Origin of the sequence: Halomonas sp. PR-M31, assembly GCF_001039575.1 — a bacterium.
Taxonomy (GTDB): domain Bacteria; phylum Pseudomonadota; class Gammaproteobacteria; order Pseudomonadales; family Halomonadaceae; genus Modicisalibacter.
Window position 1 is genome coordinate 72,317 of record NZ_JIBT01000001.1, and the last position, 11,721, is coordinate 84,037.

Here is an 11,721-nt window from a genome sequence, read left to right on the forward strand (position 1 = left end):
ATCTCCACGGCGAGGCGTTCAAAGACGCCAATTCATGGCCCAAGGCTTCAAGATCGCGCTCGGCGTGACTTTGGCGCAGGAACACCGGCAGATCCGCCATGCGCTGGGCGAAAGCCGGGTCACGACAATAGGGCCCCGCCCCCAGGCACGACCAGTATGATGGATCACCTCATTCACGACCTGTTCGATCACGGCCCGGGCGCGCATGGCGACAAGCTGAGCGCTCTGCCGAGGATGCGCATCGATCCAGCCTGCGGCTTCGCACAGGGTAGCCCGACCGCTTTCCAGGGCTACGTCCACTGCGCCCAGATGCGCCAGTAAATGGGGGTTGTCATTGCCTTTGGCCCGAGCGCGCAGCGTTTCACCCAAGGCGCGAGCGCCGCCAAACCAGCAGGTGGCAATGCCGGCGCCCCCTTGCCAGAACCCGGGGCGATCGAGATAGCCCCCGGCAGGGCCGATGAGCTGTGCTCGAGCGTGATCGAATTCCACCTCGACACTGGCGGTGGCGGCCATGCCCACCGCCTCCCAACCTTGGCTGGTGACATTCACACCGGGCTGATCCAGTGCCACCGCCACCAGACGCTGAGCGCCATCCTGCCAGGCGGTCATCAAGCCATGGGTCAGGATCGGCGCGCCGGAACACCAGGCCTTGCGACCGGAAATCGTCACGTCATTGCCGTTTGCATCGCATGATTGCTCTATTTCTACCCGTGCAAAGGGCGGCTCCGCGGCCCACATGCCCCATCGGGCATCCGCGGGCACCAAGGCGCAGGCGTCGTGTTCGGCGATGATGGCCAGGGCGTCGGTATGGCCTTCGAAGAGCTTGACCAGGGAAAGATCAAGACCGGCCACGTCGGCAAGCGTCTGCCAGCGACTCAAGGTGTCGCCCTGGCCGGGCAGTGGCAGACGATCGGCGCCGGCATCGAGCAGATACTCCAGGGACGCGCCAAGCGCTTCGATATCGGTAGCAGGCAGCCTTGATTGCAGAGCCGGATTCGCAACGATACGACTTCGTTGTTCGGCGTCCGTGGGGCTGGATGACAACGTGGGGGCAGCCGATTCCGTGGCCATGAATTTTCCTCTTGAGGTTTTTTTATCCTGTCAGCTTAGCATGGCTATCACGATAACCTTGGTTGGGTTGAGGTTTGCATGCTTTGCTATTTTCAACGTCTTACTGGCTTTTCGGGTCAGCGCTGCGGACTGGTGAAGGCGTCTCAGGTAAATTTCAGAAGTGAATGGTATTATATGTGCGCCGGTCGACTCCTCATGGTCGAAAGTCTTCGATGTTTCGAGAGATGGGAAGGCAGACGACACGGCCCTTCATAAGATCAACAAGTCTTGTTTCGCGTTCTCAATGAAGAATCCAAGCGTTCTTCCGCGCCTTCTGGGTGCATCACTTATTTAGTTCTTTTTTGTACCGGTCGATACAGCGGTCTGTTTTGAAGGAGTGGTTAGATGCTAGGCAGTGGTCTGTCGCCTTTGTTTACGCGGTTTCTATTGCCGTTGATATTGGTCTTGCTAAGTCAGGGTGCACTTGCAGCGGAACAGGACTTCCTGCCGGTCGACAAGGCCTTCAAGCTGCATGCGGACAAGCAGGATGGCGAAGTCGTGCTGCGCTGGGAAATCGCGCGGGGCTATTACCTTTATCGTCATCGTCTAAGCATTGAAGGTGAGCCTTCCGCCATTGCTCCAGTTTCGCTGCGTGATGGTGAGATCGTCACCGATGAGTATTTCGGTGAGTCCGAGGTGTATTACGACGATATCGAGGTGCAGGTCGATCCTCGACAGGCCAAGAACCTGGCGCTTTCCTGGCAGGGTTGCGCCAAGGACGGTCTGTGCTATGCCCCCCAGCGCGATACCCTGGATCTGGCCAACATGAGTCTGGAAAACGGCACCTTGGCAGGGCAGGGCTTTTTCTCGTCTCTGAGTGGCTCTAGTTCAAGTTCTGGTTCTAGTTCGTGGTTTGGCTCCAGCGCCTCTAGCGAGTCTAGCGCCAGTAGCCCGGCAGTGGACGAACCCGCACCGGAAGCCGAGCAGGGCGCTGCGGTAGCAAGTCCCCAAACCGACAACGACGCGTTAGGCGAAGATCAGCGCCTGGCCTCACAGCTGTCCGATGCCCCCATCGGCTGGGCGCTGGCAGCGTTTTTTGGCATGGGCTTGTTGCTGGTGTTCACCCCATGCGTGCTGCCCATGATTCCGATTCTATCGAGTCTGGTAGTGGGTTCCGGCGCGGGTGCCAGGCGCGGACTGATGCTTTCCATCGCCTTCGTGCTGCCCATGGCTTTGACTTACGCCGTGATCGGCGTCATCGCCGCTTTGGCCGGGGCCAATCTTCAGGCCATGCTGCAAACCCCCTGGGTGCTGGGCGTGTTTGCCCTGCTGTTCGTGGTGCTGGCCCTGGCCATGTTCGGACTCTTCGAGCTGCAGCTGCCTCAGGCGCTGCGTCAGCGTCTTGATAATATGCAGCAGCGCCAGCGCGGCGGCACCCTCGGCGGAGCTGCTGCCATGGGGGTGCTGTCGGCAATATTGGTTGGCCCCTGCATGACCGCGCCCCTTGCCGGTGCGCTTTTGTATATCGCCGATAGCGGCGATGCCCTGCTGGGCGGTGGCGCGCTGCTGGCCTTGGGGCTGGGCATGGGGGCGCCGCTGCTGCTGGTCGGGGCGCTGGGGCACGTTTACTGCCCCGGCCCGGCGCCTGGATGACCCGGGTCAAGGTGCTGTTCGGCTTCGTGCTGCTGGGTATGGCCATCTGGTTTGTCGCTCGGGTCATCCCGGATAGCATCGAACTGGGCCTATGGGGCGCCTGGCTGGTGGGTATTGCCGTCGCGCTGTGGCAGGCAAGTCAAGCCGCCGTGCCAAGCCCGGGGCAGCTGATCGCCCGCAGCGCCGGTCTGGTGCTGGGTCTGTGGGGGGCGGTGATGCTGGTGGGCAGCGCCGGTGGCGGTGACGATCCTTACCGACCTTTGGCGTTTCTTCAGTCAGGTCCGACAGGCACCACCGTTCAAGAGAATTTCATGGCCCGCTTCGCGGAGGTAGATGATCTCGACGGCCTGTCACAAAAGCTCGCGGCCGCCGGCGAGCAGGGCCAATGGACCCTAGTGGATTTCTATGCTGACTGGTGCGTGTCTTGTCAGGTGATCGAAGACAAGGTGTTCGGTGATCCTCAAGTTCAGCAACGGCTCGCGGATATGCAGCTGCTACGCCCAGACGTGACCGAAAACGACGCTGCGGATCAGGCTATGCTCAAGGCCTATGGCATTCTGGGGCCGCCCACCATCATGCTGATTGGCCCGGATGGTAAAGAGCGCCGGGATCTTCGCATCGTCGGCGAAATCAGCGCCGAGACATTTCTCGAGCGGCTGGAACAGGCCCGCCAGGCGTCTTGAGCCGAAGAAGCGATATACACATCACGTTTATAAAGGAGCGTTCCTGATGACCCAGCCTCTACGCCACAGCTTATGGCTGTTCGCCTTGCCTGGTCTGCTTTGGCCCTTGATCAGCACCGCAGAAGAAGATGATTCCAAGTGGCCGGCACCTGTTCAGGCCTTGGAAAAGCAGGGTTTGACCGTGCACGAGCGCTTCGAGGCCCCGGCAGGGCTGACCGGCTACGCCGCCAGTGTGCAAGGCCGTGAAGTGGCGGTCTATGTCACCGAGGACGGCCAGCACGCCATTGTCGGTACCTTGCTGGATGCTCAGGGCAATGATCTTTCCGCCAAGCCCCTGGCCAGGCTGGTGGGTGGACCCCAGGATGCGGCGCTATGGCAGCAGCTTGAAAAGAGCACCTGGATTGCGGATGGTGATGATGACGCCAAGCGAGTGCTCTATACCTTCACCGACCCGAACTGCCCTTATTGCCACCGATCTTCGAACAGACCCGGCCCTGGGTAGAGGCCGGCAAGGTACAGCTGCGTCATATCATGGTAGGCGTGCTCAAAAAGGATAGCCCGCAAAAAGCAATTGCCCTGCTGGCTGCGGACGATCCCATTCAGGCGCTACGAAAGCATCAACGCGGTGACGAAATCGCGCCGCTGGACAAACTGCCCAGAGACAAGGAAGACGAGTTGCTTGCCAACAATCAGCTTATGAACTCTCTGGGGCTTGCCGCCACCCCTGTCACCTTCTATCAAACCGGGGAAAATGAGCGGTTGTCGGTCACTCAGGGTGCTCCAGGAGAGGAAGAGCTGGTGAAGATGATGGGCTCGCCCAAGCCTTGACCTGATGCCAGCAGCGTCAGGCTTTCGCCGGCAGCCTGCGTGCCAGAAACCAGCCGCCGATCATGGCCGCCAGCATGGCAACGAGCGGCGGCGTGATGCCGGTAATGGAAGCGAACGCCGGCCCCGGGCAGTAGCCGGAGAGCCCCCAGCCGATACCGAATAGCGCCGCGCCACCGATCAGGCGTCCATTCAGGTCACGCCGGGTCGGCAGTTGAAAGCCTTGTGCCACCAGGGGCTGGTCGCGGCGCAGCACCAGCCGATAACCGATGAAGGTGGTCACCACCGCCCCACCCAGCACGAAGATCAGCGTGGGATCCCAAGCCCCGGCAATATCCAGAAAGCCCAGCACGCGAGCAGGATCGGTCATACCGCCAAACGCCAATCCCAGGCCGAACAGCAATCCCGCGATGTAACCCATAAGCGCTCTCATGCGCCACCCCCGATTGCGTGTCGTGTCACATAGACGGTCAGTATGGCCACCAGCAGGAAGGTAGCGGTCGCAACAATCGAGCGAGGTGACAGGCGCGCCATGCCGCAGACACCGTGGCCACTGGTACAACCCCCGCCAATGCCGGTGCCTACGCCGACCAGCAGGCCGGCAAGCAGCATCAGGCCAATGCCCCCGGCGGGCTCGCCGATTACCTTGGCGGGTGCGTTGACCACGTTGCCTAGCCCTTCACTCAGGCCACTGCTCAACAGCATCAGGATTATTGGGCCACTGATCAGCCCCAGCAGAAAGGTCAACCGCCAGGCGGAATCACCGGAACTACCGCTGGTCAAAAGTCCTGACAGAATGCCGCTGATACCGGCGATGCGCCCCAGGGTCGCCATCAGCCATACGGCGGATAGGCCTATCAGCATGCCGCCGATCAGGCCATGAAGACTTGCCGCTACATCCACGTGAATTCTCCTTTTACTGAACCTGTCAGAACAAATTGATAGGCACTTTGATATAGACCTGGTCGTTGTCCTCGGCCGGCGGGAGTCGTCCGGCGCGCATGTTGATTTGCACCGAAGGAATTATCAGACGCGGCATGTTCAAGGTGGCATCCCGTTCGGTACGCATCTTGACGAAGGCATTTTCATCGACGCCTTCATGCACATGGACGTTGTTCGTACGCTGTTCCGACACGCTGCTCTGATGTTGATACTCCTCGCGGCCGGGTGCCTTGTAGTCATGGCACAGGAAAAGCCGGGTCTCGCCGGGCAGCGCCAATACCTTGTGGATCGAGCGGTACAGGGTGCGGGCGTTGCCACCGGGAAAATCACAACGCGCTGTGCCGTAATCCGGCATGAACAGGGTATCGCCGACGAAGGCAGCATCGCCTATCACGTAGGTCAGGCAGGCTGGTGTGTGCCCGGGCGTATGCAACACACGGGCTTCCAGGCCGCCAATGGCGAAGGTGTCACCCTCCTCGAACAGGCGATCGAACTGGCTGCCGTCTCGAGAAAACTCGCTGCCGGCATTGAAGGCCTTGCCGAAGGTCTCCTGAACCTCGCGGATCTTGGCGCCGATACCGGTCCTGCCTCCCAGCTTCTCGTGCAGATAGGGGGCGGCGGAAAGATGATCCGCATGGACATGGGTTTCGAGCACCCATTCGACGGACAATTTTTCGCGCTGGATATGATCGATGATGGCGTCCGCGGAGCGCGCATTGGTGCGTCCGGCGGCATAATCGAAATCAAGCACTGAATCGATGATTGCGCAGGCGTTGCTATTTGGATCCTGAACGATATAGCTGAAGGTATTGGTCGGTTCGTCGAAGAAGTGGGTCACGATCGGATTACGCATGGCAGGCCTCCAGATTCGTTGGCATCATTGGAAATGTAGACCAGTCGGCGCAAAATAAGTTCTAACGTTAGTTCTTTTTAGCATAAGCAAAGCCAAAACGTTTCATGTAATCGAGCTATTGCGCTGGATTCACCAACATAAAATTAGAGTGAGCATGGCGAGTTATCTATTGATCAAGCAGATTCATATGCTGGCGGCGGGGCTGAGCATCGCGCTGTTCATACTGCGAGCCTGGTGGTCGGTACGCGAGTCGCCACAATTGAAACGGCGCTGGGCGCGCATTCTCCCCCACGTGATCGATACCGTACTGCTGACCGCAGGCGTCACTCTGATGATCCTGCTCCAAGCCTGGCCGACCCAGCAGCCCTGGCTTGCCGCCAAGCTTATAGGGTTGGTGGCCTATATCGGTGTCGGCACCATCGCCATCAAGCGTGGCCGTACGCCGGCCACACGGGGTGTAGCAGCGCTGATTGCCATTGCGATCTTTGCCTATATTGTGGGCGCAGCCATCACCCACGATCCGCTCTCATGGTGGCGTTTGTCATAAATAACGGAAGCCGAAACTATCCAATTACCGACAGACCAGCATGACGATCATGTAAAACACTATTTCGCGTCATGAAAGATGATGCCGGCGGCGTAGCGGTTTCCGGTACGAATTCGACTGACTCCATGACGCAAGTTGACACGGTAATAACCTTTCGAGCCTTTGGCTGGACGGTTGTGAACAGCAAATACAGCCGCGTCTCCCTGGAGAATGGGCACTACTTCAACACGGCTTTGCATCCGGGGTCGTTGTTCGGTGAGCACGAATTCGCCGCCGGTAAAGTCTTCTCCGGGCACCGACAGGAGAATGGCGATCTGCAGCGGGAAAGTGAGATCACCGTAAAGATCTTGATGCAGGCAGTTAAAATCGCCAACGCCATACCGGGCCATACGAATGTGGCTGCGGAAGTGCTCTTCCTGCGGATATAGCGTCGCGATATCACTACACTTTTTAGGCGTCAGGATATTTTTCAGAACTGAGCAGCCATAATGTTCGAGTTCTGTAGCGAACGCATCCCAGTCATATCCAGCCAACTTCGCCTCGACGGCTTCAACCGCCAAGCTCTCGGTGATGAAATCGACTTCAAGACTCATGCCTGGGCCTCCTTTTCCAGCAAAGCCCGCTTGCGATCAACACCCCAGCGATAACCTGAAAGGGCACCATCACTCCTCACTACACGATGACAGGGAATGGCCACAGCGATCTTGTTAGCACCGCATGCCTGTGCCACGGCGCGGACGGATGTGGGCTGTCCAATACGTTGCGCAATGTCGGCATAGGTGGCGGTCTCGCCCACTGGAATTTCTCGCAGCGCCTGCCAGACGCGCTGTTGAAATGCAGTCCCCCGGATGTCGAGCGGCAGGTCAAGACCGACCCGTGGTGCTTCTACAAGTCCGACAATGTGGGCGATGAGCTTCTCGAATTCTGCGTCGCCTCCTAGCAAGTTGGCTTTCGGGAACCGATCCTGAAGTTCGTGGATTAGTCGCTCAGGATCGTCATCCAGGGCGATAGCACAAATGCCCTTGCTACTTCTGGCGACGAGTATCGCGCCGAGGGAGCATTGGCCCACCGCAAAACGAATATCGGCATCCTTGCCGCCTTGTTTGTACACGGTCGGTGTCATGCCCAGCACCTCGTCAGATTGTTCGTAGAAACGGCTGTTGGAATTGAAGCCCGCACCGTAGATCGCGCTGCTGACGCTGGTTTCAGCGTCAGAAAGTTCAGCCCGAACCTTCTTCATCCGATGTGCAGCGCCGTATGCCTTGGGGGTGAGACCGGTGGTTACCTTGAACTGGCGGTGGAAATATGACGCGCTCATGCCTACTGAAGCCGCGAGATCGTCCAATTTAGGCAAGACGTCTGAATTTTCAATAAGTCGACATGCGGCGGCAACGATTGCTACGTTGGCCTCGGTAGAGGAATGACCCTTGGGATTGCAGCGTTGACAAGAACGATACCCCGCCACTTCAGCGTCGGCGGGGGAGGCAAAGAAAATGACATTCTCGGGCTTTGCGTTTCTGGATGGGCAGGAAGGTCTACAGTAGATGCCCGTCGTTTTGACTGCATAGACGAACGCACCATCTGCGACCTTGTCGCGTCCGAGAACGCTTTGCCAGCGTGGGTCGCGCTCTGTAGAAGTTGGCTTGTGATCCATGACGAGGTGATCCTCTCAGGTTCGTGTAATCGACACGCCACCATCTACCAGAATCGCTGCTCCAGTGATAAAGCTTGACGCATCCGAGGCGAGGTGAAGAACAGTTCGCGCAATTTCTTCTGGTTTTGCCAACCGTTTAAGCGCGTGAAGCCCTTCAATGAAATCTCGTGTTCCGGATTCAGCGCCTGGCAGGTTGGCAATATTGGTAGGCGTATCTGTTCCACCAGGCAGAACAGCGTTAGCGCGGATGTCATTCGCACCGAATTCAGAAGCCAGGACCTGGACCATACCAATCATTCCGCCCTTGCTTGCCGCATAAGCCACCATGTCCGGAAAGCCAACCGTATGGCCAACAAAAGATGAAGTGAAGATGAGTGAGCCCGCGCCCCGTTCTATCATCGCTGGTACGTGACACTTGGCACCGAGAAAGGCACTTGTCAGATTGGTATCTAGCGTGTCATGCCAGTTCTGCTCGGATAGTTCTGCAACGGAGCCCATTGCTCCGGTAACGATGGCAACTTTGCCTTCCAACGTTTTCATGACGACCTCCTGCTGTAATTGGAGGTCCATTTGTCAGGAAATTTCGTATCTCCGATATCTGTTTCTTGCTCTGCAATCCAAGAAGTGCCCGGGGCCGTTAAGAGTTTCGTTCTGCCCGCGGTCATTTGAAAGTGAACTTTCGACGCGCTCTAAGTGGACGACCGCTTCCGAGAGGTGCTGCCCGGATTACAGCGATCAAACGATCCGGAATAGACGCTGTCTTGCTTTACGTTTGAAAGGTGCGAATAGCGCGGCGACCGGCCCCAACAGCGCATACCCTGGCGGCAACAGCCTGATTGTATCGGGTGTGAGCATTACCAGGGCGTCTTCTGCGAAGGAGGTCAGCGCCTTCAATTCCGGTGCAAAATAATGACGAAACATGATGTGGTAGCGCTCTTCTATCGCGGCGATATCAACCTCTTGGCCGCATAACAGCCGATGAGTGATCTCCCGTCGCAACAGGTCATCGAAATTCAACTGATAGCCACGCCAAACGGGCAGCCGACCCCGATCGAGATACCTAAAATAGTGAGAGAGGTCCAAGACATTCTGACTGTAACTATCGTCTAGTTGGCCGAAGGCGCCGGCCCCCAGTCCAATCAGATCGCAAACCCCATGAGACGAGTATCCGCGCGAATCGTAGCGCAAGGTGCCGCGATGCCAGGCCAATGCCATTTCATCTTTCGCCAAGACGAAATGACCCAGGCCAAGATGTAGGTAGCCGGCTTGTGTGAAGTGCAGGATGGCTTGCTGCAAGCGCTCCAGGGGAAGCATTGCAGCGCCGTTTGCAGCGTCAAGAAAGTGATGATGGCAAAGACTGACTCGGTCCGGTCGTAGCGTGAGTAGCTTGACCAGGTCTGCTTCGAAGCTCGCAAGGGTCTGCTGAGGATGACCATAAGCCAAGGTGATGCCCACCCCCTGAAGCTGTGCCTGGCGCCCGGCGTCGATCAATGGCGCCAGAGCTTCCACGCTGAATCCGCTGCTACCCCGCCCGGAGAGGGTCGTTCGAGGCGGGTCTATGAGATTCAGGTGAGTGAACCCTAATTCGCCAAGCAACGCTATATAGGCCGGAGAAACACTATCTGGTCTTACGTCGATGGTGGAAGTGGGTTGATCGCTCTGGGTCAGGGAAAAGTGATGCGCGAGTACGTCAAATAACCTTTCCCAGTGTGAGTACTTCATACAGGTCGCTAAATCGCCACTGATATGAACGTGCTCGATCTGGCGATCTTTATCGAAGAGAGCGGCTTGCAGGACGATTTCGCGTTCGAGATGGTCAAGATAATCATCAATGCGAGCTGCATGCCGAGCAGCGTTTGCTTCGTGGCAGGCACTTGTGCCGTCCAGCTCATGACAGTCAGGCAAATGAAGGGAAATCGAGAGAGGTCTCGGGATCGGGTCTTCATTGCTGGTCTGAGCTGCCAGACGATAGTCCTGAGCCGAAAAATCCTCACGCCAAAGCGTCAAAGGAAAGTACGGGGCTTTACAGGGCTCCGTGCAAGCATATTTTTCCAATAAGGCGCGATCGAGCGCCAAGTGAGCAACCATCCTGTGTCCTTAGCCAAGGATCTTTGCACTCACTATAGCCAGCGCCATCAGGGCGTATGTTGACTTGAGTCACGTCTGCTCGATCGTTCCGCTGCTAGGCTTGAATCATGTTAACTACGCCATGCCATGACGGCGACTTCATCCACTGTGTCGGCAAGCGTTCGAACTGCTCTCCGGGGCCGTGCCATAGGCCAGTTCCGTCAGGGCGGGCTTGTCGGCAATGTTGATTTCCTTGCCGGCGATGTCGAGGAGTCCTTGTTCTTCCAGGCGCCGGAAGGTGCGGCTCATGGTCTCGGGCACCAGGCCAAGATAGTTGCCCAGATCCAGGCGCGACATGGGCAAGCGGAAACGATTGCCAGACAGGCCTCGGCTGGCAAAGCGTTCGGAGAAATTCAGCAGGATGGCCGCCAGGCGCTGCTCCGCGGAGCGGCGGGTGAGCAGTTGGGCAGTGCCTTGCTCGGTGACCAGCTCGCGACTCATGATACGCACCAGCTGCTGCTGCAGCTTGGGCGCCTTTTCACCCAGCACTTCAAGCGCATGGAACGGGATCTCGCAGACACTCGAGGTTTCCATGGCAATAGCGGCGCAGGCATGTCGATCGGACGTGATGGCTTCGAGCCCGATTACCTCGCCGGGAAAATGAAAGCCGGTGATATGCTCATCCCCATTGGTCATCAGGCTCGAGGTTTTGACAGAGCCTGTACGCACCGCATAGATGGATGTAAAAGGGTGACCGGCCTGAAAAAGATAGTCCCCCCGGGCAATGGGTTTGCGTCGCTGAACGATCTCCTCGAGCTTGGACACCTCCGCTAAAGACAGGGAGTCCGGCAGACAGAGTTCACGCAGACGGCAGTTACGGCAACTGTCGCGCATCTCGTTGACCGCGGCAACACGGGGCAGGGACATGTTCTCCTCCTCACTATGAGCCTTGCCTGAATTGTATAAAAATGCTGACGCAAGGTTGGCAAGGGCTCGATGATTATAAACACATAGTATAGGTTAAATGGGTGGGTGCCCAAGGATGAAAATGGACAAGTCGACTAGCCTAGCAGGGGCCCGAACTTATTGTCGGCAGAAATAGTATTTACTTTAAAAGGAGTAGGTCTTGATGTCTCAGCAGAACTTGCCTTCCGGCGCCGGCGAAGTCGCCGAGCAGTACCCTGATATCTGGAACGCTTATGCCGCCCTGGGAGAAGCCTGCGCCAAATCCGGGCCACTGGATGAGCGCACCCGACGCCTGGTCAAGCTGGCGTTGGCGGTAGGGGCGCGCTCCGAAGGCGCGGTGCATTCTCATGCCCGGCGTGCCCTGGAAGAGTCCATTGGTGCAGAAGAACTCAAGCAGGTCGCGATGATGTCGATTCCCACCCTGGGCTTTTCCGCGGCAGTGGCGGCGTTGACCTGGATTGAGGACGTCACCGACGCTTGA

Annotated in this window: 15 protein-coding genes; 6 read left to right on the forward strand and 9 right to left on the reverse strand. The window is 57.9% G+C overall.

Annotated features, from left to right (window positions below; genetic code table 11):
- Positions 1-18 precede the first annotated feature (18 nt).
- Positions 19-1,071, reverse strand: a complete 1,053-nt coding sequence (locus tag CH74_RS00355; protein ID WP_216594672.1) for an acyl-CoA dehydrogenase family protein — start codon at positions 1,069-1,071, stop codon at positions 19-21.
- Between the two features lie 384 nt (positions 1,072-1,455).
- On the opposite strand from CH74_RS00355, the gene dsbD reads away from it, so the two are divergent.
- The 4 genes from dsbD to CH74_RS19170 are packed head-to-tail and all read left to right on the forward strand — an operon-like array spanning position 1,456 to position 4,214.
- Positions 1,456-2,703, forward strand: coding sequence for a protein-disulfide reductase DsbD (gene dsbD, locus CH74_RS19155; RefSeq protein WP_253272863.1), 1,248 nt, complete (start codon positions 1,456-1,458; stop codon positions 2,701-2,703).
- Positions 2,700-3,386, forward strand: coding sequence for a thioredoxin family protein (locus CH74_RS19160; RefSeq protein ID WP_253272864.1), 687 nt, complete (start codon positions 2,700-2,702; stop codon positions 3,384-3,386). The genes dsbD and CH74_RS19160 overlap by 4 nt, the downstream gene beginning before the upstream one ends.
- A 46-nt stretch (positions 3,387-3,432) precedes the next feature.
- A complete protein-coding gene (gene dsbG / locus CH74_RS19165) occupies positions 3,433-3,888 on the forward strand; it encodes a thiol:disulfide interchange protein DsbG (protein ID WP_253272865.1) in 456 nt (151 codons plus the stop codon).
- Positions 3,852-4,214: a hypothetical protein gene (locus CH74_RS19170; RefSeq protein ID WP_253272866.1), complete on the forward strand. Its 363-nt coding sequence runs from the start codon at positions 3,852-3,854 to the stop codon at positions 4,212-4,214. The genes dsbG and CH74_RS19170 overlap by 37 nt, the downstream gene beginning before the upstream one ends.
- 16 nt (positions 4,215-4,230) lie before the next feature.
- On the opposite strand, the gene CH74_RS00370 is transcribed toward CH74_RS19170, so the two are convergent.
- The 3 genes from CH74_RS00370 to CH74_RS00380 are packed head-to-tail and all read right to left on the reverse strand — an operon-like array spanning position 4,231 to position 6,006.
- Positions 4,231-4,644 (reverse strand): DUF6691 family protein, encoded by a 414-nt coding sequence (locus tag CH74_RS00370; RefSeq protein WP_048305506.1) that lies wholly within the window; start codon positions 4,642-4,644, stop codon positions 4,231-4,233.
- On the reverse strand, positions 4,641-5,114 hold the full coding sequence (locus CH74_RS00375; protein ID WP_048305507.1) for a YeeE/YedE family protein: 474 nt from the start codon (positions 5,112-5,114) through the stop codon (positions 4,641-4,643). The genes CH74_RS00370 and CH74_RS00375 overlap by 4 nt, the downstream gene beginning before the upstream one ends.
- A 25-nt stretch (positions 5,115-5,139) precedes the next feature.
- Positions 5,140-6,006, reverse strand: coding sequence for an MBL fold metallo-hydrolase (locus CH74_RS00380; RefSeq protein WP_048305508.1), 867 nt, complete (start codon positions 6,004-6,006; stop codon positions 5,140-5,142).
- Between the two features lie 154 nt (positions 6,007-6,160).
- Between CH74_RS00380 and CH74_RS00385 the strand changes: the two genes are divergently transcribed.
- A complete protein-coding gene (locus tag CH74_RS00385; protein ID WP_048305509.1) occupies positions 6,161-6,553 on the forward strand; it encodes a SirB2 family protein in 393 nt (130 codons plus the stop codon).
- A gap of 59 nt (positions 6,554-6,612) precedes the next feature.
- Here the strand turns inward: CH74_RS00385 and CH74_RS00390 are convergent, their stop codons facing one another.
- The 5 genes from CH74_RS00390 to fnr all read right to left on the reverse strand — a co-directional run bounded on the left by CH74_RS00390 (position 6,613) and on the right by fnr (position 11,201).
- Positions 6,613-7,146, reverse strand: a complete 534-nt coding sequence (locus CH74_RS00390) for a 2OG-Fe(II) oxygenase (RefSeq protein WP_048305510.1) — start codon at positions 7,144-7,146, stop codon at positions 6,613-6,615.
- The gene (gene ada / locus CH74_RS00395; protein ID WP_048305511.1) at positions 7,143-8,207 is read right to left on the reverse strand and encodes a bifunctional DNA-binding transcriptional regulator/O6-methylguanine-DNA methyltransferase Ada; all 1,065 of its coding nucleotides are present in this window, start codon (positions 8,205-8,207) and stop codon (positions 7,143-7,145) included. The genes CH74_RS00390 and ada overlap by 4 nt, the downstream gene beginning before the upstream one ends.
- 15 nt (positions 8,208-8,222) lie before the next feature.
- Positions 8,223-8,747 carry an SDR family oxidoreductase gene (locus CH74_RS00400; protein ID WP_253272867.1) on the reverse strand — a complete coding sequence of 175 codons (525 nt, stop codon included), beginning with the start codon at positions 8,745-8,747 and terminating at the stop codon, positions 8,223-8,225.
- Positions 8,748-8,942: 195 nt separating this feature from the next.
- On the reverse strand, positions 8,943-10,295 hold the full coding sequence (locus CH74_RS00405) for a hypothetical protein (protein ID WP_048305512.1): 1,353 nt from the start codon (positions 10,293-10,295) through the stop codon (positions 8,943-8,945).
- A 138-nt stretch (positions 10,296-10,433) separates the two neighbouring features.
- Complete coding sequence (fnr, locus tag CH74_RS00410) at positions 10,434-11,201, reverse strand: fumarate/nitrate reduction transcriptional regulator Fnr (protein WP_048305513.1); 768 nt, start codon at positions 11,199-11,201, stop codon at positions 10,434-10,436.
- A gap of 202 nt (positions 11,202-11,403) precedes the next feature.
- Between fnr and CH74_RS00415 the strand changes: the two genes are divergently transcribed.
- Positions 11,404-11,721, forward strand: a complete 318-nt coding sequence (locus tag CH74_RS00415; protein ID WP_048305514.1) for a carboxymuconolactone decarboxylase family protein — start codon at positions 11,404-11,406, stop codon at positions 11,719-11,721.